Origin of the sequence: Planotetraspora silvatica (genome assembly GCF_016863315.1) — a bacterium.
Lineage (GTDB): Bacteria > Actinomycetota > Actinomycetes > Streptosporangiales > Streptosporangiaceae > Planotetraspora > Planotetraspora silvatica.
Genome location: NZ_BOOQ01000002.1, coordinates 106,261 through 131,077 on the forward strand (window position 1 = coordinate 106,261; position 24,817 = coordinate 131,077).

General features: G+C 70.5%; 16 protein-coding genes. 6 read left to right on the forward strand and 10 right to left on the reverse strand.

Annotated elements, in window-relative coordinates; genetic code table 11:
• The first annotated feature begins 13 nt into the window (after window positions 1-13).
• On the forward strand, window positions 14-1,435 hold the full coding sequence (locus Psi02_RS00835) for an amidase (protein ID WP_239094492.1): 1,422 nt from the start codon (window positions 14-16) through the stop codon (window positions 1,433-1,435).
• Here the strand turns inward: Psi02_RS00835 and Psi02_RS00840 are convergent.
• Entirely contained in the window at window positions 1,411-1,899 is a 489-nt protein-coding gene (locus tag Psi02_RS00840) for a hypothetical protein (RefSeq protein WP_203970709.1), read from the reverse strand. The two genes, Psi02_RS00835 and Psi02_RS00840, sit on opposite strands and share 25 nt — an antisense overlap.
• 77 nt (window positions 1,900-1,976) lie before the next feature.
• On the opposite strand from Psi02_RS00840, the gene murA reads away from it, so the two are divergent.
• A complete protein-coding gene (gene murA, locus Psi02_RS00845) occupies window positions 1,977-3,299 on the forward strand; it encodes a UDP-N-acetylglucosamine 1-carboxyvinyltransferase (protein WP_239094493.1) in 1,323 nt (440 codons plus the stop codon).
• A gap of 51 nt (window positions 3,300-3,350) precedes the next feature.
• Window positions 3,351-5,966 carry a transglycosylase domain-containing protein gene (locus Psi02_RS00850; RefSeq protein WP_203970720.1) on the forward strand — a complete coding sequence of 872 codons (2,616 nt, stop codon included), beginning with the start codon at window positions 3,351-3,353 and terminating at the stop codon, window positions 5,964-5,966.
• Window positions 5,967-6,118: 152 nt separating this feature from the next.
• Here the strand turns inward: Psi02_RS00850 and Psi02_RS00855 are convergent, their stop codons facing one another.
• The 3 genes from Psi02_RS00855 to Psi02_RS40950 all read right to left on the reverse strand — a co-directional run bounded on the left by Psi02_RS00855 (window position 6,119) and on the right by Psi02_RS40950 (window position 11,447).
• Complete coding sequence (locus Psi02_RS00855) at window positions 6,119-7,018, reverse strand: helix-turn-helix domain-containing protein (protein ID WP_203970722.1); 900 nt, start codon at window positions 7,016-7,018, stop codon at window positions 6,119-6,121.
• A 33-nt stretch (window positions 7,019-7,051) separates the two neighbouring features.
• On the reverse strand, window positions 7,052-10,396 hold the full coding sequence (gene dnaE, locus Psi02_RS00860; protein WP_203970724.1) for a DNA polymerase III subunit alpha: 3,345 nt from the start codon (window positions 10,394-10,396) through the stop codon (window positions 7,052-7,054).
• Between the two features lie 133 nt (window positions 10,397-10,529).
• Window positions 10,530-11,447, reverse strand: a complete 918-nt coding sequence (locus tag Psi02_RS40950; protein WP_203970726.1) for a chorismate mutase — start codon at window positions 11,445-11,447, stop codon at window positions 10,530-10,532.
• A gap of 300 nt (window positions 11,448-11,747) precedes the next feature.
• Here Psi02_RS40950 and Psi02_RS00870 point away from each other — a divergent pair, with 300 nt between their 5' ends.
• Entirely contained in the window at window positions 11,748-14,072 is a 2,325-nt protein-coding gene (locus Psi02_RS00870; RefSeq protein ID WP_203970728.1) for a serine/threonine-protein kinase, read from the forward strand.
• 12 nt (window positions 14,073-14,084) lie between these two features.
• On the opposite strand, the gene Psi02_RS00875 is transcribed toward Psi02_RS00870, so the two are convergent.
• The 3 genes from Psi02_RS00875 to Psi02_RS00885 all read right to left on the reverse strand — a co-directional run bounded on the left by Psi02_RS00875 (window position 14,085) and on the right by Psi02_RS00885 (window position 19,174).
• A complete protein-coding gene (locus Psi02_RS00875) occupies window positions 14,085-14,627 on the reverse strand; it encodes a GNAT family N-acetyltransferase (RefSeq protein WP_203970730.1) in 543 nt (180 codons plus the stop codon).
• A gap of 185 nt (window positions 14,628-14,812) precedes the next feature.
• The gene (locus Psi02_RS00880; RefSeq protein WP_203970732.1) at window positions 14,813-16,261 is read right to left on the reverse strand and encodes a M1 family metallopeptidase; all 1,449 of its coding nucleotides are present in this window, start codon (window positions 16,259-16,261) and stop codon (window positions 14,813-14,815) included.
• 93 nt (window positions 16,262-16,354) lie between these two features.
• Window positions 16,355-19,174, reverse strand: a complete 2,820-nt coding sequence (locus Psi02_RS00885; RefSeq protein ID WP_203970734.1) for a M14 family zinc carboxypeptidase — start codon at window positions 19,172-19,174, stop codon at window positions 16,355-16,357.
• Window positions 19,175-19,424: 250 nt separating this feature from the next.
• Between Psi02_RS00885 and Psi02_RS00890 the strand changes: the two genes are divergently transcribed.
• Both Psi02_RS00890 and Psi02_RS00895 read left to right on the forward strand, forming a co-directional pair.
• Complete coding sequence (locus tag Psi02_RS00890) at window positions 19,425-21,029, forward strand: serine/threonine-protein kinase (protein WP_203970736.1); 1,605 nt, start codon at window positions 19,425-19,427, stop codon at window positions 21,027-21,029.
• 89 nt (window positions 21,030-21,118) lie between these two features.
• On the forward strand, window positions 21,119-22,537 hold the full coding sequence (locus Psi02_RS00895; protein WP_203970739.1) for a serine/threonine-protein kinase: 1,419 nt from the start codon (window positions 21,119-21,121) through the stop codon (window positions 22,535-22,537).
• On the opposite strand, the gene Psi02_RS00900 is transcribed toward Psi02_RS00895, so the two are convergent.
• From Psi02_RS00900 to Psi02_RS00910, 3 genes are read right to left on the reverse strand one after another with little or no spacing between them, the layout of a single operon-like run.
• Complete coding sequence (locus tag Psi02_RS00900) at window positions 22,521-23,450, reverse strand: RluA family pseudouridine synthase (protein ID WP_203970741.1); 930 nt, start codon at window positions 23,448-23,450, stop codon at window positions 22,521-22,523. The genes Psi02_RS00895 and Psi02_RS00900 overlap by 17 nt on opposite strands.
• Entirely contained in the window at window positions 23,443-24,015 is a 573-nt protein-coding gene (gene lspA / locus Psi02_RS00905; RefSeq protein ID WP_239094494.1) for a signal peptidase II, read from the reverse strand. The genes Psi02_RS00900 and lspA overlap by 8 nt, the downstream gene beginning before the upstream one ends.
• The gene (locus tag Psi02_RS00910) at window positions 23,979-24,374 is read right to left on the reverse strand and encodes a TraR/DksA family transcriptional regulator (RefSeq protein WP_203970743.1); all 396 of its coding nucleotides are present in this window, start codon (window positions 24,372-24,374) and stop codon (window positions 23,979-23,981) included. The genes lspA and Psi02_RS00910 overlap by 37 nt, the downstream gene beginning before the upstream one ends.
• Window positions 24,375-24,817: the final 443 nt, after the last annotated feature.

Genomic DNA, 24,817 nt, shown 5'->3' on the forward strand with positions numbered 1-24,817 from the left:
CGGGGGCACGAACGTGACCGAACTGGTGGACCTGACCGCGACGGAGATGTCGGCGCTGCTGCGCGAGCGGGCGGTGAGCGCCGTGGAACTCGCCGAGGCGCACCTGAGGCGGATCGACGAGGTCGGCGACCAGGTCAACGCCATCGTCACGCTGGTGGCCGAACAGGCGCTCGACCACGCGGGGAAGGCCGACGCCGACCTGGCGCGCGGTCACTGGCGCGGCCCGCTGCACGGCCTCCCCGTCGCGCACAAGGATCTGGTCGACACGGCGGGAGTCAGGACGACGTACGGCTCACGCGTCTTCGCCGGCCACGTGCCCGACCAGGACGACCTGCTGGTGCGCCGGGTCAGGGACGCCGGCGGCATCATGATCGGCAAGACCAACACCCCGGAGTTCGGCACGGGGTCGCACACGGTCAACGAGGTCTTCGGGGCGACCCGCAACCCCTACGACCTGTCCAAGAGCGCGGGCGGCAGCAGCGGCGGCGCCGCGGCCGCACTGGCGAGCCGCATGGTGCCGCTGGCGGACGGCTCGGACATGGGCGGCTCACTGCGCAACCCCGCCTCCTTCTGCAACGTGGCGGGGCTGCGGCCGACCCCCGGTCGCGTGGTGTCGGCGTCCACGGAGGCCGCCTGGTACACGCTCAGCGTGTCCGGCCCGATGGCGCGCACGGCGGCCGACCTGGCGCTTTTCATGACCGCCATCGCGGGCTTCGACCCGGCCTCGCCGTACGCGATCAGGGAGGACGGGTCGGCCTTCGCGGCCCCGCTGGAGCATGACTTCACGGGGGCGCGGATCGCGTTCAGCCCCGACCTCGGCGGGCTGCCCGTCGATCCGGAGACCGCACGGGTGACCGCGGAGGCCGCGGCCGTGCTGACCGGCCTCGGCGCCAAGGTGGAGCAGGTCGGTCTCGACCTGTCCGACGCCGAGGACGCCTTCCGGATCTACCGCTCGTGGTACTACGCGCTGGCGCTGGGCGACCTGCCCGAGGCGGGCCCCAACATCACGTGGAACGTGGAACAGGGCCGCAAGGTCACGGGGGCCGACCTCGCCAGGGCCGAACGGCTGCGCACCGGGCTGTTCCACCGGATGAACGCCTTCTTCGGCGAATACGACTTCCTGATCGCACCGGTCAGCCAGGTGCCGCCGTTCCCGGTGGAGGATCCGTACGTCCTGGAGATCGACGGCACGCCGATGCCCGACTACCTGGCGTGGATGCGGTCCTGCTACTGGATCAGCGTGCTCCACGCGCCCGCCATGTCGGTGCCCTGCGGTTTCACCTCGGGGGGGCTGCCCGTCGGCGTGCAGATCGTCGGACGGCCGTGGGCCGACTTCGACGTCCTGCGACTGGGCCACGCTTTCGAGCAGGCGACGGGCACCTGGCGGAGGAAGCCGGAGCTCCCGGGCTCTCAGGCCTGTCCCCGCAGCCGGTAGGTCAGCACGAACTCGAGGATCCAGAAGACTCCCGTCGCCACGACCGGCCACGCGAACAGCACGCCGTGCGCGGTCAGGCCGAGCGACGTCGACGTCGTCAATCCGCCGGCGGCGGAGGCCTGGATCGTTCCCTTCGCCGAACTCCCGACGAGTGAGGCGACGTAGGAGGCCAGCAGCCCCCCGCCGGCCACCCCCAGGACGGCGGATATGGGGCGCGTGCGCGTCAGGAAGTACGCTCCGGCGCCGCAGACGAGGCCGCACACCGCGCCGATGACGGCGAACCAGCCGTCGGCCGCGATGAGCGACTGGCCCTCGAGATCGGCCGGCTGCGGTCCCACGTCGGTCAGGACGTACTGGGTGGTGGGCGCGACCGCCGACCACACGAAACCGGCCACCACCCCCACCACGACCAGCACGAGAACGGTCGCGACCAGCGTCGTCAGATTGCCCCTCAAATGCCGCACCGTCCAGATGGTACCTACATGATGATCGGGGGAAGCCCCGATACCCTTGCTCCACCAGCCACCGGCGAGGAGTAGGTGTGAGTGTGCAAGGGAACGGCCGCGAAGAGGTGTGGCGGATCGACCCCTCGGGTCCCCTCCGGGGTGACGTCGAGGTGCGCGGGTCCAAGAACGCCGTGTCCAAGCACATGGTCGCGGCCATGTTGGGGAACGGCCCGAGCACGCTGCACAACGCCCCCGAGGTCGGCGAGGTCGGCCTGACGGCGGCCATGCTGGAGGCGCTCGGCATCCATGTGGAGATCACCCCCGGGGAGATCACCATCGAGCGGAGCGACGAGATCAGGCCCCGCGTCCCGGAGGAGTACACCGGGCTCAACCGCATCCCGATCCTGATGCTCGGCCCGCTGCTGCACCTGGCGGGCGAGGCGTTCGTCCCCCTGGTGGGCGGCGACCCGATCGGGCGGCGCCCGGTCAACTTCCACGTCGAGGCGCTGCGGTCGATGGGCGCCGAGATCGAGGTCGGCGAGACCGGGATCACCGCCAAGGCCACGCGCCTGCGCGGAAGCAGGATCACGCTGCCCTACCCGAGTGTCGGCGCCACCGAGACGATCCTGATGACCGCCGTACTCGCCGAGGGCAAGACGGTCATCAAGGGCGCGGCGATGGAGCCGGAGGTCGTGGAGCTCGCGCTGTTCCTCCAGCGGATGGGCGCGATGATCGAGCTCAGCCCGGACCGGCGCATCGTCATCGAGGGCGTGGAGCGCCTCCACGGCGCCTCCACGTGGCTCGCCGGCGACCGCATCGAGGCGTTCTCGTACCTGGTGGCGGGACTCGTCACCAAGGGCGAGGTGCGGGTGCACGGGTGCCCGCAGGACCGGCTGGTCACCGCCATCACGACCCTGGCGCGGATGGGCGCCCGGTTCGAGATCAACGACGACTGGCTGACGGCCTCGGCACCGGACGGCCTGCGCGCCGCCGCGGTGCAGACCGACACCCATCCCGGGTTCATGACCGACTGGCAGACGCCGCTGATGGTGCTGTTCACGCGGGCCGAGGGCATGTCGGTGCTGCACGAGACCGTCTTCGAGAACCGGCTGGTCTACGTGCCCGCCCTGCAGAAGATGGGCTGCGAGATCGAGGTCTTCGCGCAGTGCCTGGGCGGGCCGGCCTGCCGCTACCACGACACCAACGCGAAGCACTCCGCCGTGGTCCGCGGCGTGTCCGAACTGCGCGGCGCCGACGTGACGCTTCCCGACATCCGGGCGGGATTCTCGGCCGTGCTGGCGGCCGCGGTGGCCGAGGGCACCTCCACGTTGCGGGGGGTCAACCACATCGAGCGGGGCTACCACCGGCCGTTCGAGCAGTTCACCTCTCTCGGGCTGAAGATCAGCAGGGGAACGTAAAGTTTTCGCGGCCGGAGTTTGCGACACTCCGCCGCGTCGCACTGTTAACCCGTGACCTCTCGCCTCCTCAGCGCCGCCGTCGCGCTGGGCGTGTCCGGTGCGCTGGGCGGCGTCCTGGTCGCGGGACTGGTCCTGCCGCTGGTGGGCGGGGCCGGGGTCGGCGTGAAGGGGGTCGCGTCCACCTTCACCGACCTGCCCCCGCCTCCCCGCGAGGAACCGCTCCCGGAGATGACCCGGCTGCTCGATCGCAACGGCACGCAGATCGCGCAGTTCTACTACCAGAACCGGCAGTCGGTGCCCCTCACCCAGGTCGCGCCCGCCATGCAGCAGGCGATCGTCGCGATCGAGGACGCCCGCTTCTACGAGCACGGTGGGCTCGACATCAAGGGCACCCTGCGGGCGCTGATCACCAACACGCAGGCCGGCGGGATCAAGCAGGGCGGCTCGTCGCTGACCCAGCAGCTCGTGAAGAACATCATGCTCACCCAGGCCGAGTCGGAGCACGAGCGTGCGCTGGCCCGGGTCAAGAACATCCAGCGCAAGATCACCGAGTTGCGGTACGCGCTGGCGATGGAGAAGAAGTACTCCAAGAAGGAGATCCTGGAGCGCTATCTCAACATCGCCTACTTCGGCGCGGGAGCCTTCGGCGTCCAGGCCGCGGCGCAGCGGTTCTTCGACACCGACGCCGCGGACCTGACGCTCGCCCAGGCCGCCACGCTCGCGGGGGCCGTGCGGACGCCGTCCGACACCGACCCCGCCCTCGGCGACGAGGAGCAGGCGCGGCTGCTGGAGCGGCGCAACATCGTGCTCGACCGGATGGCCGACCTGAAGATGATCACGCCTGCCGTGGACAAGTCCACGGCGGCGAGCCCGCTCGACCTGCACATGCGCGGCGAGCCAGGAGGGTGCGGCGGCAGCGCCTACCCCTTCTTCTGCGTCTACGTGGAACACGAGGTGCTCACCAATCCGGCCTTCGGCTACACCCGGGCCGATCGTGAACGCCGCCTCCAGCGGGGCGGGCTCACCCTGTGGACCTCGATCGATCCGATCGCCCAGAAGTCCGCGCAACAGGCCATCGCCGAACGGGTCAGGCCGGAGGACACCCAGGTCGCCGCCGAGACCATGGTGGAGCCCGGCACCGGCCTGATCAGGGCGATGGCCGCCAGCAAGCGGTACGGCCGCAACCCGCGCAACCGGAACTCCGGCCCGAGCACCACCTACAACCTGGCCGCCGACCGGGCGCACGGCGGCGGCGACGGCTTCCAGGCCGGGTCGACCTTCAAGGCGTTCACCCTGGCCACCGCGCTGTCGCAGGGCTGGCGGTTCGGGGAGGGCTTCCAGACCCCGGGGGCCTTCGTGCCCTCCAGCGGCTTCCGCAACTGCGCGGGCAAGCCGGTGAACGATCCGTCGGCCACGATCTACAACGCGAGCGGAGAGGGCACCGGCGGGCCGTACAGCCTGGAACTGGGCACCTGGAAGTCGGTCAACATCTTCTACATGAAGCTCGAGCAGGCCGTCGGGCTGTGCAACGTCGTGAAGACGGCCAAGGCCCTCGGCATCACCCGGGCCGACGGCAAGCCGCTGCAGGAGGTCCCCACCTTCACGCTGGGGGTCAACGAGATGGACCCCACCACGGTGTCCGCGGCGTTCGCGACGTTCGCCGCGCGGGGGCGCTACTGCCAGCCCATGGCGATCACCGACATCGTGGAGCGGGACGGGAGCCGGACGCAGATTCCGCCGAGTTGCACGCAGGCGCTCGACCCCGAGGTCGCCGACGCCGAGAACCACGTGCTGTCCGGCGTCTTCACCCAGGGGACGATGCGCGGCCAGTCGATCGGACGTCCGGCGGCCGGCAAGACCGGCACGAACAACGGATACACGTCCGCCTGGTTCGCCGGGTACACGCCCAACCTCGCCGCGGCCGTGAGCGTCGGCGACATCCGCGGCTCCTACCGCTACCCGCTCACGGGCGTCGAGATCGGCGGCCAGTCCTACGGCGCCGTGCAGGGCGCCTCCCTCCCCGGGCCGATCTGGGTCGACTCCATGTCCGCGGCACTGCAGCACATCGAGCCGTCCGGTTTCGTCCCCCCGGACATGTCCCGGTTCGGCGGAGGCTTCACACCCGGCCTGAGGGAGTCCCTCGACGAGGATGACCGGCGCAGAGGCCGGGACGGCGACCGGGACGGCGGCCGGGACCACGGGGACGGCACGGACCGGGCCACGGGCGAAGGGCCCGGCGGCGCAGACGGAGGCGCGGACGCACGGCCACACGGCCGGCACGGCGCATGGCCGAACGGCTGGCAGGGCGGCCCGCGTGGCGGCCGCCCCGACATCCGGCACGACCGCCGCCACGCCGGCCCTCGCGGCCACGCGCGCGCAGACCGCCCCGGCGCCTCACACAGGACCACACCCGGGGGGCATCGCGACGCCGGCCGTGCCGTGGCCCCAGCGCCCGGCGGCGACGCCGTCCAGGCGACCAGCCCGCCGCGAGCCCCGCATGCGGCCCCCACCAGCCGGCCCCACCCCAGCCGGCCCCACCCAACTCAGCCCCACACCAGTCAGGCCCACACAGCTCAGGCCCACATCACTCGGGCCCACAAACAACCGGCACCCGCCCGCCCTCACCCTCGCCGTGATCATGCACAGGTTCGTGATCACGGCACCTGACCTGCCCGCCCACCGACCGTGATCATGCACATATTCGCGATCAAGCCCTCCGACCTGCACACTCGTCCATCGTGATCATGCACGGATTCGCGATCAACGCCCGCGACCTGCGCGGACGCACTTCGTGATCATGCACGGCCGGCGGCCGGGGCTCAGCCGTGCACACGCAGCGCGTCGACCACCCACTCCACAGGGGGGACGGCGGGCGGGGACGGCTCCCGGCCGTTCACGGCGTCCAGCAACTGCCAGTACCGCTCCACCCGGGCGTCCGCGAGCGGTTCCAGCCACTGGCGGAGCCCGGCTCGCGCCGGGGCCGGCAGATCGGGGGGAACGATGCGGTCCAGGACGGCCTTGCCCTCCGGGGACCCGGGCACGATCCCGTCCGCCAGCGCCCGCCCCGCGAACCGGACGGCCAGCGCGCGCACGTCGTAGGCGGACTCGGGCCGCCCTCCCGCCGCTCCCCCGGCCACCATCTGCCTGATCTTGCGCTGGAAGTCCTCGTCGCCGACGAGTTCGGCGAGCTCGATCCAGGCGTCCACCTGCTCGGGGGCCGGGTCGTCGGGCAGCTCGCGCATCCACTGGGCGATGACAGCGGCGTCCGCGTCGAGGCCGGCCCCGGCGGTCACCCGGTCGACGAAGTCATCGATGATCTGCCGGCGTTCGCGCACGGACAGCAGGGCCAGTTTGTGCATCAGCAGCGTCTCCTCGGTCGTGCCGCCGCGTTTGGCGACCGTGCTCAGCACGGCCCGGCGCAGCCGCAGGGTGCGGATCTCCGCGTCCAGCGCCCTGACATGGGCCTGCGCCACCTCGGCGACCGAGGCCTGCCGCAGGAGGATCTCCCGGACGGCCTCCAGCCCCACGCCGAGATCGCGCAGGGTCCTGACGAGGTCGGCGCGGGTGACCGCCTCGGCGTCGTAGAGGCGGTACCCGCCGGCGGACCGGCCGGCGGGTGGGATCAGGCCGATGTCGGACCAGAAACGGATCGTGCGTACCGAAAGCTCAGTACGGCGAGCGAGTTGCCCGATCGTGTAGAGCCGTGTCTCCTCGCTCACACGACCAGCCTGCACCCTCCAGCCGCTGGAACCTCAAGTCCCGGGATCAGGCTCCGACGTGCGGCCCCCGGTCTCGGTCGTGGAATCCGTGAAATCCGCGAGGTCGGGCGTGGTCACCTCCATCGCGATGATCTTCGCGACGTCCTCCCGCCTGTCGATCCGGCCCTTGACGAAGACGATCGCGTCCTCGGCGAGGATCGTGGCGTACAGCCGGTACGCCGAAGGGAAGATCATCACTTCGATGGCTCCCTCCAGGTCCTCCAGCATGGCGAGGACCCAGGTGTCGCCCTTCTTGGTGACCTTCCGCTGCAGGCCGTACAGCAGGCCGCCGACGGTGACGATCTGACCGTCGGGCCGGTCCTCGGACAGCAGCGCGGCCACCGAGCAGTCGGCGCCGGACGCGAGGATGTGCTCGACGCCGAGCAGCGGGTGGTCGGAGACGTACAGCCCGAGCATCTCCCGCTCGAACCGCAGCAGCGTGGTCTTGTCCCACTCCCCCGGCGGGATCCGCACGTCGAAGGTCCGGTCCTCGTCCCCCTCGACGGCACCGAACAGCGAGTCCTGCCCGATCGCCTCGTTCCTCTTGATGTCGATGATCGCGTCCACGGCCTGCTCGTGGACCGTCAGCAGGCCCTTGCGGACGTGGTCGAAGGAGTCGAAGGCGCCCGACTTGATCAGGGACTCGATGACGCGCTTGTTGCAGACGATCGCGGGGACCTTGCGCAGGAAATCCTTGAAGTCGGTGAAGCGGCCCCTCTCCTTGCGGGCGCCGATGATCCCGTCGACGACGTCGCCGCCGACGTTGCGGATGGCCGACAGGCCGAAGCGGACGTCGGTGCCGCGCGGGGTGAAGTCGGAGTCGGAGTCGTTGACGTCCGGCGGGAGGACCTTGACGCCCATGCGGCGGCACTCGTTGAGATACAGCGCCGCCTTGTCCTTGTCGTCCTTCACGGACGTGAGCAGTGCGGCCATGTACTCGGCCGGGAAGTGGGCCTTGAGGTAGGCGGTCCAGTACGAGACCAGGCCGTACCCGGCGGCGTGGGCCTTGTTGAAGGCGTAGTCGGAGAACGGCAGCAGGACGTCCCACAGCGACGTGATCGCCGCGGCCGAGAAGCCGTTGTCCCGCATGCCCTTCTCGAAGAACTCGAACTGCTCGTCCAGCTCGGACTTCCTCTTCTTGCCCATCGCGCGGCGGAGCAGGTCGGCGCCGCCCAGGGAATAGCCCGCGACCTTCCGCGCGATGGCCATGACCTGCTCCTGATAAACGATCAGGCCGTACGTCGTGCCGAGGATCTCCTCGAGCGGCTCCTCGAGCTCCGGGTGGATCGGGGTGATCTCCTGCTGGGCGTTCTTACGCAGCGCGTAGTTCGTGTGCGAACCGGCGCCCATGGGGCCCGGCCGGTAGAGCGCGAGGGCGGCCGAGATGTCCTCGAAGACGTCGGGGCGCATGACGCGCAGCAGGGAGCGCATGCCGCCGCCGTCGAGCTGGAAGACGCCCAGGGTGTCGCCGCGGCTGAGCAGCTCGTAGGTGATGCGGTCGTCGAGCGGCAGCTTGAGCAGGTCGATCGGCTCGTCGCCGTTCAGCCCGATCATTTTCAGGCAGTCGTCGATGATCGTGAGGTTGCGCAGGCCGAGGAAGTCCATCTTCAGCAGGCCGAGCGTCTCGCAGGTCGGATAGTCGAACTGCGTGGTGATCGCGCCGTCGGAGTCCCGCCGCATGATCGGGACGTTGTCGACGAGCGGCTCGGCCGACATGATGACGCCGGCGGCGTGCACGCCGGTCTGCCGGATCAGGCCCTCAAGGCCCTTGGCCAGGTCCATCGTCGCCTTGACGTCGACGTCCTCGTCGTACAGCCTGCGCAGCTCGCCGGCCTCGCCGTACCGCGGATGGTCCTTGTCGAAGACGCCCGACAGCGGGATGTCCTTGCCCATCACCGCGGGCGGGAACGCCTTGGAGACCTTGTCGCCCAGTGCGTACGGATGACCCAGGACGCGGGCGGCGTCCTTGATGGCGGCCTTCGCCTTGATGGTGCCGAAGGTGGCGATCATGGCGACCTTGTCGGCGCCCCACTTCTCCGTGACGTACCTGATCACGTCGGCGCGCCTGCGCTCGTCGAAGTCGATGTCGACGTCGGGCATGGACACGCGCTCGGGGTTGAGGAACCGCTCGAACAGCAGGGCGTGCGGGATCGGGTCGAGGTCGGTGATGCCCATGGCGTAGGCCACCAGCGAGCCGGCCGCGGAGCCACGTCCCGGCCCCACCCGGATGCCGTTCTCCTTGGCCCACATGACGAAGTCAGCGACCACGAGGAAGTAGGACGGCCACCCCATCTGGAGGATGACGCCCATCTCGTACTCGGCGCGGACCCGGCGCTCCTCGTCGAAGCCCTCCGGGTAGCGGCGCCGCATACCCGCCCACACCGTCTCGCGGAAGAACTCCTCCTCGGTCTTCCCTTCGGGAGCCGGGAAGCGCGGCATCAGGTTCTTGTGGCCGAACATGTCCGACGGGTCGACCTTCTCGGCGACCACCAGGGTGTTGCGGCAGCCTTCCTGCCACAGGTCGGAGGAGTCGACGGCCCGCATCTCGTCGGCCGACTTGATGGAGTAGCCGCTGCCGTCGAACCTGAACCGATCCGGGTCGGCCAGTCGCCTGCCGGTCTGGACGCACAGGAGGGCGTCGTGGCTCGCCGAGTCCTGCTCGTAGGTGTAGTGCGAGTCGTTGGTGACCAGCGGGGGGATGTTCAGCTCGCGGCCGATCCGGATCAGGCCGTCCCTGACCCGCCGCTCGATGTCGAGCCCGTGGTCCATGATCTCCAGGAAGTAGTCGTCCTTCCCGAAGAGCTCCTGGAACTCGGCGGCGGCCTTGACCGCCTCGTCGTACTGCCCCAGGCGAAGGCGCGTCTGCACCTCGCCGGACGGGCAGCCGGTGGTGGCCATCAAGCCCTCGGAGTTCTCCGCCAGGAGATCGCGGTCCATCCGGGCCCACTTGCGGACGAACCCCTCGGTGTACGCCCGGGAACTGACGCGCATGAGGTTGCCCAGGCCGACCCGGTTCTTGGCCCAGATCGTCATGTGGGTGTAGTGGCCGCCGGCGGAGACGTCGTCGCCCTTCTGGTGCGGCTCGCCCCACATGACCGGCTTCTTCTGGAACCGGGACTCCGGCGCGACGTACGCCTCGATGCCGAGGATCGGCTTGACCCCGGCGGCGAGTGCCTGCTTGTAGAAGTCGTAGGCCCCGTGCATGTTGCCGTGGTCGGTGATCGCGATCGCGGGCATGCCCTGGTCGCCCACGTGTTTGAACATCTGCGTCAGCCGGGTCGACCCGTCGAGCATCGAATACTCGGTGTGGACGTGCAGATGGACAAACGAATCGCCCATGAGACCCCCCACTCCGACGCACTGTCCGGGTCGCTCGGCACGCCGTGCGCCCTGCCGATCAGAGCCTGCGCGTGATCGCGAACCCGTGGGACTCAGGTGATTCAGATCCTATCCGCAGCCGGAAGATGCCAGGTCAGCGACGTGAATCCTCCTCCGCGACCCGCAGTCCCGCCTCGATCACCGCGTTCATCACGGGAGCCAGCCGCGCCTCACCGAGGCTCGGCGCCCGCCGCGCCATCGCGGCGACGAGGCGGCGCTCGCGGTCCATGTCCCGTCCCCGGAAGCCGCCGACCGGCTTGAGCCGCTGGACGGTCCCCGCCAGGGCGATCCTGCGCTCCAGCAGGGTCGCCAGGGCCGCGTCCACCCGGTCGATCGCCGCCCGCGCGGCACTGACGCTTCCAGGGGCCTCCGGCCGTACCAGTGCTCCGACGACGGAGGCGGCCTCGTGCGCCGCTTCCGCCACCTCGGACGTGGCGCCGCAGGACAGGAGCAGCCCGTCGGCGCCGGCGGCGACCGCCGCCGGTGCGAGCGCCGGGTCGTCCCCCAGGTCGGCGAGCACGGGCCGGCCGGAGCGTTCCGCCGCCGCCCGCATGAGCGCGAGGTCCAGCGTGGTGCCGCCCAGGTGGGTACGGCTCCCGCTCTCGCAGAGCACCACCTGGTCGTTGCCCTCCGCCGCGCAGTAGTCCGCGATGGCCAGCCACTCCTCCAGCGTCGCCGCCTGCCCGCGCTGCACCACGACCGGCAGGCCGACCCGCGCCACCGCCTGAACCAGGCGGAAGTCCTGCATCCACGCGGCGCCGATCACGACCCCGTCGGCGTGCCCGGCCACCGCGCCCAGGTCGGCGGCCGAGAACGGCTCCACGAGCAGCGGCCCCGGCCATCCGGCCCTGGCCTTCCCGATCACCTCGTCCGCGCTGCTGCGGCCGTGATGACCGCGCAGGCTCACCCATCTGGCGTCGTCACCGCCGATCACCGCGACGGGCGTGCCGTCCCCGATGGACAGAGTCCCGATCCGTACGGCACGGCGGCCGAGTTGTGTCGCCTGCGACATGTCCGCTCCTTGGTGGGCCGGCCGTTCGCACCGGCTCGTCGACAACGAAAAAGGCAGAGACGTGGCGTCTCTGCCTTCAGCCGGCTCCAGGTGATCGCTAGCTCACGAACGCGCGACCGGCCCTCCCGGAGCCGGCTGCGTAAACACGTGATACCTGACCATGCGTACGACCCTACCAGCCGGTCTCCACGAGATTGAAATGATCTGTCTCATATATCGAAATCCGGATAGATGACACCGCGTGGTCTGGTCGAACCATTTGCCATCCGTGGGACGATTTGGGGTTCGGGAGGAGATCAGATGCCGCAAGCGGAAGGCCGGCTCGTCGGAGGCCGGTATCACCTCGAGGAGCCGATCGGCCGCGGGGGCATGGGAATCGTCTGGCGGGCCCATGACCAGCTGCTCGATCGTGCCGTCGCGGTCAAGGAGGTCCGCTACGACAGCGCGATGGGCGACGAGCTCAGCGATCTCAACCGGCGGACCATGCGCGAGGCGCGGGCCGCGGGCCGCCTGACCCACCCGAACGTGGTCGTCGTCCACGACGTGATCGAGGAGGACGGCCGCCCCTGGATCATCATGCAGCTCGTGATCTCCCGGTCCCTCGGGCAGACGATCCGCGAGGACGGGCCGCTCTCCCCCGAGCGGACGGCCGAGATCGGGCTGCAGATCCTGGACGCGTTGCGGGCCGCCCACGCCCAGGGTGTGCTCCACCGAGACGTCAAGCCGGAGAACGTGCTGCTCACCGAGGACGGGCGGGTCGTCCTGACCGACTTCGGCATCGCGCGCCTCGAGGCCGACTCCACCATGACGCGCACCGGGATCATCGGCACTCCCGCATTCATCCCCCCGGAGCGGCTTCGCGGCGGACCCGCGCAGCGGGAGTCCGACCTGTGGTCGCTCGGGGCGACGCTCTACACCGCCGTCGAGGGCAAGCCGCCCCACGACCGGGGCATGGCCATGGCCACCATGCACGCCGTCCTCACCGACGACCCCACCCCCGCGATCCGGGCCGGGCGGCTCGGGCCGGTGCTGATCCGCCTGCTCGCCAGGGAACCGGCCGACCGGCCCGGCTACGACGAGATCGTCCGGCTGCTCAAGGCGGCGTCGCGCCCCGCCCCCGTCACGCCGTCTCCCGCCCTTCCCGAGGTCGTCCCTCCCAGTGGGCCCGTCGCGGAAGCCGTACCCGCGCCGCCTCGGCCATCTGTGAAGAACACCTCGCCGCCGGAAGCGGCATCGGACCCTGCGGCGCCCCCTGACGGCCCTCCCGCGGACGAGGAGGCGGGCACGGCCCCTGCGGAACCGCCCGCTTCCGGCGCGGTCCGCACTCCGGCTCCGGGCGAGCGGGCGGCGCAGGTGGACGGGGAGCCGGAGAGTGCCCCGGGCCCCGGCAAGGCCTCCTCCGCGGGCTCTCCCCCGGAGGCGGAGGACACGCCGGCGTCCGAGGAGATGCCGATGACACGGGCCGTTCCGCGCGGGACCCCGGCGACCGGGAGCCGGGCCCCCGCCCCCGCGCGTCCCACGCCATCGGTTCACCCCACTCCGCCGGAGCGCGCCACACCCTCGGCTCACCCCACACCGCCGGAGCACCCCGCACCCTCGGCGCGTCCCGCGGCCCCCGCCGGGTCCGCGCCCTCGCCCTCGCCCGATCCGGAGGGGCCGGCCGCGCCTCGTTCCGCTCCGCCCGGGGCGTCCCCCTCTCGCGGCACTCCCCCGCCACCGGGGTCACCCTCGTCGTTCCCCCTTCTCACCCACGACCCCGCCCCCGTGGGCGTACCTCCACGGGAGACCGTCGAGAGCCGGCTGAACCAGGCACCCCCGAGGCAGCGGACCGAGCCGGTCTCCGACTGGGGTGGGCGGCCCGGCTGGGGTCAGCCCGTGTCCGCCCCCACCCAGCGCGGAACGGCGTGGCAGGCCGAGCCTCCCGCCTCCGCGGAGCGGTGGCGGCCCTCTCCTCTGGTCAAATGGGCCCTCGTGGTGATCCCGGTGCTGGTGATCATCGCCGCCATCGCGGGATACCTCGGACTCCGGGAAGGCGAGCGCACCTCGGGCCGGCCCGAGGGCGACGGGCGCAAGGCCGCCCCCGCGGCGAGCGGGAGCGCCACACCGCCGCCGTCGCCTCCGGCCACGACCTCCGCGTCCGGCAAACCCCCGGCCTCGCCGAAGCCGACGACCTCACAGCCCACGGGCGTCCCGGCCGGCTGGCATCGCTACAAGGACAAGACGGGCTTCTCGATCGCCCTGCCCAAGGGTTGGAAGGTCGACCGTCGCGACGGTTCCAACGTCTGGTTCCGCGGCCCCGACCGTGCCTCCACCCTGCAGATCGGCATGACCAGCACGCCCAAGTCCGACGCGGTGAAGGACTGGAAGGCCCAGGAGAAGTACTATCCCTCGCGATTCCCGGGCTACCGGCGCGTGAGCCTCAAGTCCGTTGACTACTTCAAGGAGGCCGCCGACCTGGAGTTCACCTGGCGGGCCGGCAGCGGGAAGACCCACGCGATCAACCGCGGCTTCGTCACCGACAAGCACCACGGATACGCCCTCTTCTGGCAGACCCCCGACAGCCGCTGGCAGAAGGACCTGCACGACTTCACGACGTTCGCCGCGACGTTCCAGCCCGCCACCTGAACCGGACGGCCGTCAGGCCGTGAGGTCCTTGTGGTAGATGAAGTAGTCGCAGGGGGTCGCGAGCAAGGGTGCGAGACCCGGGTAGTCCTCGTCGAGGTTTCCGGCGCGCACGCGCCGGTACCCGATCCTGGGGTACCAGCTAGCGAGGAACTCCTTCGACGGATGGCTCCACTCGCGCGGGACCAGCAGTTCCAGTTGCATGGTGGCGAGCCCGCGTTCCCTGCTCGTCCGCTCGGCGAAGCGGACCAATTCCCTGCCGATGCCGACGCCCCGGTGCCGGGGATCGGCGGCGAGCATTCCGAACTCGCCCACGCCGCCCTCGAGACGCTGAATGCGCACCGAACCCACGATCTCGCCGTTCAGGCGGGCCACGGCGATCTCACCGGCGCCGATCAGCTCCACGACCTCGTCCGCGGTCGTCCGGGCCGAGCGCTCGGCCCACATGCCCTCCTCGGCGACGGTGTAGACCTCGTTGACGAGTGAGGTGATCCGCTCGACGAGCGTCTCGTCGGCGCCCGACGAGGCGGGCAGCAGTTCGATCTCGATGGCACCCATGGAGGCTCCCGCGCGAAGGGCGATCGTCGCCGGGCTCACCGTACGGCGATGCCCGGGCATTCTTGCTGGTCACGAACCCTATCCCACCCGGCGAAACGGGCGGACGACCCCATGACGAACCCCCGCCTCGATCGAGACGGGGGTCGCCGTACGTGTCGGTCCTGCCAAGAGGCTGGCCTGCGCGCCTACCAGGTGGTGGGCTTGCCCTTCTGGAAGAGCCACACGTCGAAGAAGTTCGTCAGGTCCATGCCGGAGACCTTCTCCGCGCTGCTGATGAACTCGGCGGTGCTGGTGTTGCCGTACCGGTTGGTGGCGGCCCACTTCTTGACGAGCTTGAAGAAGGCGTCGTCGCCGATCTTGCCGCGGAGCGCGTGCAGCGTCATCGCGCCGCGGTTGTAGGGGACGTTGCCGAACATGTCGACAGGACCGGGGTCGGTCGTGACGGTCTGCCAGAACGACGACGTCGCCGCACGCCCGTAGTTGCTCGTGCTGTTGAACGTCTGGTCCACGGTGGCGCCACCGGTGTGCTCGGTGTACATCCACTGGGAGTACGTCGCGAAGCCCTCGTTGAGCCAGATGTCGGACCAGCGGCTGAGCGACACGCTGTCGCCGAACCACTGGTGGGCGAGCTCGTGTGCCATCGTGCCGACGCCCGGGGCGCTGGAGAAGATCGGCTTGGTCTGGCTCTCCAGGGCGTAGCCGACGTCGGGGGCCCGGTCGATGATCGCGCCCGCCGTGTCGAAGGGATAGGGGCCGAAGATCGAGGAGAAGTACTCGACGATGTCCGGGATCTGGGCGACGGCGGCGGCCGACTGGGTGACGAGCCGCGGGTCCACCGCCGTGTAGATCGGCAGGCCGCCGGACGTCTTCGACTTGGTGACGGTGAAGTTCCCGATCGTCACCGTGGACAGGTACGTCGCCATGGGCTCGCGCGAGTCCCACACGAACGTCGTCCAGCCCTTCTTCGTCTTCTGCGACTCCAGCCGGCCGTTGCCGACCGCGGTGACGCCCTCGGGGACGGTCGCGTGGAAGGTGAAGGTGGCCTTGTCCGTCGGGTGGTCGTTGCCCGGGAACCACGCGGGAGAGCCCTGCGGCTCGCCCGGCACGAACACGCCGTCGTCGGTGGGCACCCAGCCCTCGATGGACTCGTCGGGGTCCGTGACGACCGGAGGCGTGCCCTTGTACTTCACGACCACCGTGAAGTGGCGCCCCTTGCCCAGGTCGTGCCGGGGGGTCACGACGAGTTCCTGGCCGCTGCGCTCGAACGCCGACCGGTGCCCGTCCACGGTGAGGGACGTGATCTCCGGCCCGCGGAAGTCGAGGTCGAACCGGTTCAGGCCCTGGGTCGCGACCGCGGTGATCGTCGTCGTCGCGTCCATGATCCGGGTGGCGGGGTCGTAGGTGAAGGCGATGTCGTAGTGCTTCACGTCGTAGCCGCCGTTGCCGGCGTCGGGGAAGTAAGGGTCCCCGACGCCGGCGGCGCCCGCCGAATAGTGCGGCTTGCCAGGCCCTCCGTGATCCCGGTGATCCCCGTGGTCTCCGGACGAGGCGAAGGCCGGCTGCGCCCCCTGGGCGATCAGCAGGCCGAGCAGCGCGGCCGAGGAGGCCGCGGCGCCGAGACGTCGCGATGTCATGCGGTTCCTTCCATCGGGTCCGGCCGGGGAAGGCCCGGCCGGACCCGTCGTGCGTGTGTTCTCGAGAGGGTGGATCTTCTGTCGGCGGCTGTGTCAGCCGACGACGGAACGCAGCGGGATCTGCTCGGTGCGCAGGGCGCTGACGAGGTCGCGGAGGAACGGGTGCTCGTCGGCCGCGAGTCCCTCCGGGTTCGGGATGGTGATGTAGGCCGAGCCGTTCGCCTCCGCCGTCTGCGCGGTGTCCGTGTACCGCCTGACGACGGCCTCGGTCCTGGCCAGGTCGGAGCCGGCGACCTCGATGCTGATCGGCCGCCACTGCCCGCCGAGATCGGCCGGCTCGGGAGCCTCGGCGGCCGCCGACCGCAGAGCCTCCACACCGGCCAGCGGAGCAACGGTGCGCTGCGCCGCCGCGGCCGCCGGAGCCTCGGGCTCGAGCAGCGCGTTGGCCACGAGGTGGATGCCGTTCTCGTTGTAGGCGCGGAAAAGCGGATTGTATGCGAACAGCACGGCGTGCCCGGTGCCGGTCGGCTCGTCGACGAGCGAGACCGTGCCCTTGAGGACGTCGGCCCCGACCGTGTAGCCGTTGGACCAGAACGTGTCGTCCGCCGGGTAGGACAGGACGTTCGTGCCGGTCTGGCTCGGGTTCAGGATCGGGTCGCTGTTGTTGAACTGGAAGTCCTCGGCCGGGCGGCCGAGCGCAACCGGAGTGCCGTTCGCCACGTCGACCCGGAAGTGCGAGCCGATCACCTGGTAGCCGGTCGGCTTGGCCTTCTCCGTGGTGGAGGTGAGGCCGGCGGATCGGGCGAGCCGGGTGCCCTCGTTGCGGAGCCCGACGTAGGTGCCGCCCGCGGCCACCCACGCCTTGAGGTTGGCCAGGCCTTCGGCCGTCAGGCCGCCGGTCGAGCTGTTGCCGTCCGGGACCACCAGGGCGGTGCGCCCGGTGAAGGCGGGGGTGTTGCCGTTGATGTCCGCCGCGGTCACCTGCGTGAGGTTGAGGCCCCAGTGGTCGCCCAGCACGTAGCGCGCCTCGCCGTACGAGCCGGAGGTCGTGGAGATGCCGGTGCCGGCGAACAGGCCGGTGTCGGGCAGGCTCAGCGGGGTGCCGGAGACCGGCTTGGAGCTCGCGCCGACGGTCACGCCGAGCGGCCGGGCCAGGTCGTCCAGATCGTGCTCGCTGATCTCGCGGGCGGACAGGCTGACCCGCCCGGTCGTGAGGTCACGCGAGACCGGGACTCCCGAGCCGAGCAGCCGGAAGGTGAGCTCGGACGCGGCGGCCGAGTCCATCGGGTAGGTGTAGGAGCCGTCCTTGTGGGCCCGGCCGTCCGTGCCGCCGTCGATGCGCTTGACCCGCTCCGCCTTCGGGGACAGCGTGTCTCCGGTGGCGATGGTGTCGATCCCCATCAGCAGCGGGTTGCTCCACGAGGAGACGTCGTAGAAGTACGGGAAGGGAACGTAGGGGTCCTCGGCGAGCAGCGCCTGAATCCAGTGCTTCTGCGGCTGGTTCATCGGGATCCAGTACGCGCCCTCGGGAACCGTCAGGTTCTTGGCGGACCGGCCTCCGAAGACCCGCGCGTTCGGGACCTTCAGCGAGCGCTCGACCTTGTAGACCTCGACGTCCATGCCGCGAAGCCGTTCCACGAGCTTGCGCACGTCACCGAGCTGACGGTCGGGCAGCAGGAAGTACGACTTGATCTTGACGTCGGGCACCGGGAACTGGACGGTGTTCGTGGGCTGCACGACCTCGTTGGGCTCGAGCGTGCCCGCGGCGCCCTCCTTGAGCGCGGTCTGCCAGATGTCGTAGTACCCGCCGAGGATCTCCCGCTTGTTGTCCGCGGCCCAGCCGGTGGTGGCCCACTGGGTGTTGAACTGCTGCTGGACCCGGTCCTCGACGGCCGAGGAGCTGCCCTTTTCGAAGGTCATGCCCGCGGCGCCGAAGCCCGTGGCCGGCGCGGTGTCGCCGTAACCCATGTAGAACAGGTCGTACGTCGCGTAGTTGAAGTAGCACTCCGTGGTGACCGCGCCCGCGCACGCGCCGTTGTACCCGAAGCCCGCGGCGTTGGCCGCCCCGATGCGGTTGATCCAGTCGACCGGCTGGTCGGCGATCTCGTGGTGGATCGGGTCGGCGTTCGGCGGGAAGAAGTACTGCCGCCCGCCCATCTCGTGGGCGTCGACGAAGATCTGCGGCGGGTAGTCGCGCAACATCGCGACCTTGCCGTCGGTCTCCGGCTGCGTCCGGGCGAACCAGTCGCGGTTGAGGTCGAAGCCGCGGTCGTTCGTCCTGCGGTTGGCGTCGCGCCCGTCGGGGTTCTGGGTCGGCACGATGACCGTGACGAGGTTGTCGTTGCGCTTGGTCACGTCGCAGGACAGACCGGACGACAACTCGTACAGCGTCTTGAGCGCGGCGTCGGCGCCGCTCGTCTCACCGCCGTGAACGTTCCCGGCCACCCAGACGATCGCCGGGGTGTCCTTGGCGATGCGGGCCGCCTTGTCGGGCCGCAGGGAACGCGGGTCGCGCAGCGACTTGACCTGCTCGGCGATCTCGGCCAGTTCCTTGCGGCCCATGTGGTCCTTGCCGGACACGATGGCGTACGGCAGTGCCTGGCCGGTGAAGCTGTGCGCGATCGTCCCGGTGACCACGCGGTCGGAGGCGCGTCCCACCGCGTCGACGTACGCCCTGATCTCGCCTGTCGTGACCACCCGGGACTGGCCCTTGCCCAGGGGGAACCCGAAGAACGACTCGGGGCTCGGCACGGAGGCCAGATGGGCGTTCGGATCCTGGCTGCATTTCGGCCCGTGTGTATTCGCGCTTGCCGACGGGATGAACGGCAGTGTGAACGCCGTCAGCGCGATGACCGCGACACTTGTGGCCTTGCCGAAAGGAAATCTTCTGTACGACGCCGTACTCGGCCGCACCTATGCCTCCTGGAGGGGCGGGGGACGGCGCATCCTCAGGCGAGAACCCGCCATCCTCGGAGAAATGACACCGCTGTGGTGCCGGAGAGAGCCGATAGTGATCGTATTCGGAGGTAATAAAACGGGCAAGAGGGGCAGAACTTAACAAAGTCGCAGAATGAAATGTGCGGTTTTCGGGCATGATCAAGTGCCCTTTCCGGCCCGTCCGCAGGTCTTGTGGGACGATTCAGGAGTTTCCGGAAGGGGTCAGGTGAACGACGGACGTCGCATCGCGGGCAGGTATCACCTGCTCGAAGCCATCGGGCGCGGCGGCATGGGGATCGTCTGGCGTGCCCACGACGAGGTGCTCGACCGTACGGTGGTCGTCAAAGAGGTGCTCCACCGCACGGCTGACGAGCAGGAGCGCGCGGCGTTCAACCAGCGGACCGTCCGCGAGGCACGGGCGGCCGGCCGCCTGTCCCATCCCGGCGTGGTCGTCGTCCATGACGTGATCGAGGCGGACGGCAGGCCCTGGATCGTCATGCAGTTCGTCCAGGGACGGTCGCTCGGCGCGGTGCTTCGCGAGTCGGGCGCGCTGCCGCCGCGACGGGTCGCGGACATCGGCCTCCAGGTGCTCGACGCCCTCCGTACGGCACACGCCGCAGGAATCCTCCACCGTGACGTCAAACCGGAGAACGTCCTGCTCCAGCCCGACGGCAGGGTGGTGCTCACCGACTTCGGCATCGCCACCATGCCGGACGAGACCGGGCTCACCACCACGGGCTCGGTGACGGGGACCCCGGCGTTCCTGCCGCCCGAACGGCTCAACGGGCGGTTCGCCACGCCCGAGTCGGACCTGTGGTCACTGGGCGCGACGATGTACACGGCCGTCGAGGGCCGGGCGCCGTTCGAACGCGACTCGGTCATCGCGACCATGGCGGCCGTGATCCACACGGAGCTCGATCCGCCCCGGCACGCGGGCTCCCTCAGCCCCGTCATCGAAGGCCTGCTGGCCAAGGACCCCGCCCAGCGGATGACCGCCGAGACCGCCGCCGGGCTACTGAAGGCCGTGTCGGCGGGGGTGGACGGCAGGGGCCTCGACCCGCCCTCGACCGCAGACGTCGCCGCCGGGCCTCTCCCGCACATGACGTCGGCGCTGCCGCCCGGCCCGCACATGACCTCGGCGCCGCCCTCCAACCCGCACGTGACGTCGGCTGCGCTATCCGGCCCGCGCGGGCGGGGACGTACCGGTGCCCGTGTCGCACTGGCCGGCCTGCTCTGCGTCGTGCTGGCCACCGGCGGCTGGTACGGCTATCGCCGGCTCGCGGACGCAACCGCCTCCGGCTCCGTGGCGTCTCCGGTCACGCCCGCGAAGGTCACTCGGGCGGCCACGGCGCCGTCCCCGCTCGCGGCTCGTCCCGGCGCCGCCCTGCCCGCCGGCTGGACGATCCACAAGGACCCGCTGGGCTTCTCGGTCGCCCTGCCTAAGGGCTGGACCGCCTTCGACCGGCAGGCGGCTCGCGTGAGCTTCCACGACTCCAGCCGCAGCGGATACCTGCTGGTCGACTTCACGAAGTGGGCGGCGGCCGATCCCGTGCCCGCGTTGACCGCCGTCGAAGCCGCATCGAGGAAGAAGGGGCTTCTTCCCGGCTACCAGCGCATCCGGCTCGCGGCCATCCGCCAGCGCGGAGCGCCTGCCGCCGAGTGGGAATTCACCTACATCCCGTCGTACGGCAGGGTCAGGGTCCTCGACCGGGCGTTCCGGCTGCCCGACGGCAGATACGCCGCCCTCTACTGGCAGACGACCGACCGAACTTGGACGACCACTATGTCCTATTTTAGGGTATTCTTGACCACATTCGTGCCTAATGAGTAAAAGCAAAGGCGCCTGATCGCGGGGGGAATCGGCCGTAGCGGCCTGGTTCCGCGGCATGAGCGTGTTCGAGAAGGGCAGCGCCACGGGCCATGGCTGATGCGCAGACCTCCGATCGAGTGGTCGCCGGACGCTACCGGCTGATCGAGCCTCTCGGGCGCGGCGGCATGGGGATCGTCTGGCGCGCCCTCGACGACGTGCTGCGCCGGGAGGTCGCCGTCAAGGAGCTCACGGCTTCGGCGGGGCTCTCCGGTCAGGACCGGGAGACGTTCATCACACGCACCTTCCGGGAGGCGCGGGCCGCGGGACGGCTCAGCCATCCGGGCGTGGCCACCGTCTACGATGTCTTCGAGGAGGACGACCGCCTCTGGATCGTCCTGGAACTCGTCCCCTCCCGGACGCTCGGCTCCATCGTCCGCGACGAGGGGCCACTGCCTCCCCGGCGGGTGGCGGAGATCGGCGGCCAGGTGCTGGCCGCTCTCGGCGCCGCCCACGCGGCGGGCGTGCTCCACCGGGATGTCAAGCCCGAGAACGTGCTGATCGCCCACGACGGACGCGTGGTGCTGACCGACTTCGGGATCGCGGCGCTGGAGGACGACTCCCCGGTGACCCGCACCGGCATGCTCATCGGCACCCCGGCCTTCATGGCCCCGGAGCGGGCCAGCGGAGCCACGGCACGGCGCGCGTCGGATCTGTGGTCGCTCGGCGTGACCCTGTTCCTGGCCGCCGAGGGCCGATCCCCGTTCCAGCGTGGTCACGCGCTCGCGACGCTGGCGGCGGTCGCCTACGAGGAGCCCGGGCCCATGCCGCAGGCCGGTCCTCTCGCTCCGATCATCACGGGACTGCTGGCCAAGGACCCCGCCCAGCGGATGACGGCCGAGCAGGCCGCGCCGCTGCTGCGGGCCGTGGCCGAGCTTCCCGTCTCCGAACTTCCCGTCTCCGAGCTTCCCGCCACCCTGCCGGGCGGCGCACCCGCTCCGGGGGCGCGCACCGGCTCCCCCGTGCACTCTCACCGGAGGACCGCTGGACGGCCGGCCGCCGCACCTCCGATGCCGTCGCGGCCTCCCCGGTCCCGTTACCGGCGCGTTCCCTGGGTGTTCGCCGCGGTCGCCGCTTCCATGATCGCCGTCGCCGGTGTGGTGGTGGGCGGCGTCGCCTACGTGACCACACGGGATCCCGGCGCCGGATACACGCCGGTCAGCACGCCCACCGTGACCGTGTTCACCACCCGTACGGCGCAGCCCCTGCCGGACGGGAAGCAGGAGGCGGCGCAGTCGATGACGAACGCCGGCACCGGGTCGGGCGAGCCCGCCCCGCAGACGACCCGTAAGCCGTCAACCACCCCGGCCGACGCCCGCTCCACGCCCAAGTCGCAGCCGAAGCCCCGGATCGACGAGCCGCGCCGCGGCGACGGCACGGGAGGCCGGGGCGGCTTCGGGAACGGTTACTGGAACAGGCACGACGACGGCGGGCAGAACCTCGGCTCTTCGCCGCCTAGCTCTCGTCGCTGACGACGCTCAGCGCCCGCGCCAGGTCCTCCGGGTATTCGGTGGTGAACGAGACCCACTCCCCCGTGGCCGGGTGCTCGAAGGCCAGGGAGACGGCGTGCAGCCACTGCCGGGACAGGCCCAGCCGGGCCGACAGCGTGGGGTCCGCGCCGTACATGAGATCGCCGACGCAGGGATGCCTGAGCGCGGACATGTGGACCCGGATCTGGTGGGTCCTGCCGGTCTCCAGCTTGATGTCGAGCAGCGACGCCGACCGGAAGGCCTCGATGGTGTCGTAGTGGGTGACCGAGTCCTTGCCGCCCGCGACGACGGCGAAGCGGCCGTCGCCGGACGGGTGCCGGTCGATCGGGGCGTCCACGGTCCCCCGGAGCGGGTCCATGTGGCCCTGCACCAGCGCGTGGTAGCGCTTGTCGACCGTCCGCTCCTTGAAGGCCCGCTTGAGGTGGGTGTACGCCGCCTCGCTCTTGGCCACCACCATCGCTCCCGTGGTGTTGGCGTCGAGCCGGTGGACGATGCCCTGGCGTTCGGCCGCCCCGCTGGTGGAGACGCGGTGGCCGGTGCCCAGCAGGCCACCGATCACGGTCGGCCCGGTCCAGCCGACGGTCGGGTGCGCGGCCACGCCGATCGGCTTGTTCACCACGACGATGTCGTCGTCCTCATAGATGATCGCCATGCCGGGCACCGGTTCCGCGACCGGCATCGGCGCGGAGGGGGGCGGCGGGACGGTCACGTCCAGCCAGGCTCCGGCGTGCACCCGGTCGGACTTCGCCGGGACGGAGCCGTCCACCAGCACCTCGCCCGAGGCGATCAGCTCGGCGGCGCGGGTGCGGGAGAAGCCGAACAGCCGGGCCAGGGCCGCGTCGAGACGCTCGCCCTCCAGGCCGTCGGGGACGGGGAGACTGCGCTGGTCACCCATCGGCGGTCTCCCCCGTCTGGCGCGACCCGTCGATCTGGTAGCCGCGCCACGCCAGGAAGACCGCGAGGATGCCGCCGCAGACGATGGCGGAGTCGGCGAGGTTGAACACGGGGAACCTCGTGACCGGGAACGCCTGGAGGAAGTCCACCACGTGCCCCTGCAGAGGGGCGGGTGACCGGAAGATCCGGTCCGTCAGGTTGCCCACCGCGCCGCCCAGCAGCAGGCCCAGCGTGATCGCCCAGGGAAGGCTTCTGAGCTGCCGGGCCGTCCGCAGGATGGCGACGACCACTCCGAGCGCGATCACGGTGAAGATGATCGTCATCCCGGTGCCGATGCTGAACGCGGCACCGGGATTGCGGATCACGTTCAGCACCAGCACGCCGGGAATGACGGTCGTGGGCGCCTTGTGCTCGAGGAACTGGACCACGAGCAGCTTGCTCACCACGTCGAGCGCGTACACGAACGCCGCGACGACGCCCAGGAGGGCGATCCTCCGTGCGCCGGCGGGCCGTGTTCCGGCTTCACCGCTCAGCGGCGCTCCTCCCGCGTCTTGCACGCTACGCACAGCGTCGCCCTCGGGAACGCTCGCAGACGTTCCTTCCCGATCGGCTTGTGGCACGATTCGCACTCTCCGTAAGTCCCTGCGTCGACGCGGGCGATCGCCCGCTCGTTCTGCGCGAGCAGGTCGCGCGCATTCAGGGTAAGGGCGATCTCACGCTCACGCTCATAGGTCTTGGCCCCGGCGTCAGCCGGATCGTCGCCGGCACCCTCGCTGGCGTCTCCCTGTGCGAGTTCCGCCTCGGCACGCGTGATGTCGGCGTTGAGCTCCTCGATCTCATGCAGCAACCGGCTGCGGACCTCGGCGAGCTCCTCGCCGGACCAGGTGTCTTCGCTGGTAGCGGTTCTGGCCGCGCGCGTGGCCATGAGGCCTCCCATTAGTCAGGAACGATGATCAACATATGAGCAGTCCGGGCAGCATAGGTCTCTGATAACGGCCCGGCAAACGACTCGCCGACGGTTTTACCCCGCCCTGAGCCGGGCGGCACATTCGGCCGGTTCCTCCTCGTCCCCCTGGATGTCGACCACTTCTGTCGCGGCTCGTGATGCCCGAGACAAGACGTACAGCGTCCCGCCGTACGGCGGAAACGGAGACGACGGCCCACAGGGCCGCCTTCCGTCACCCCTCCGTCGACCGCCGGGGCACACACCGTGACAACATCGCCACCCCTCCGTATGTTCCGCCCGCGGCCGCCCGGGTCTCGCCGCACCGCATATCGGGAAGCCCTTGCGCGCCGTCTGCGTTATCGTCTAAGTCTGCAAGGCGTTCGATGGGGACGAGTACCTCCGCATCCACTCGCACGAGCGAC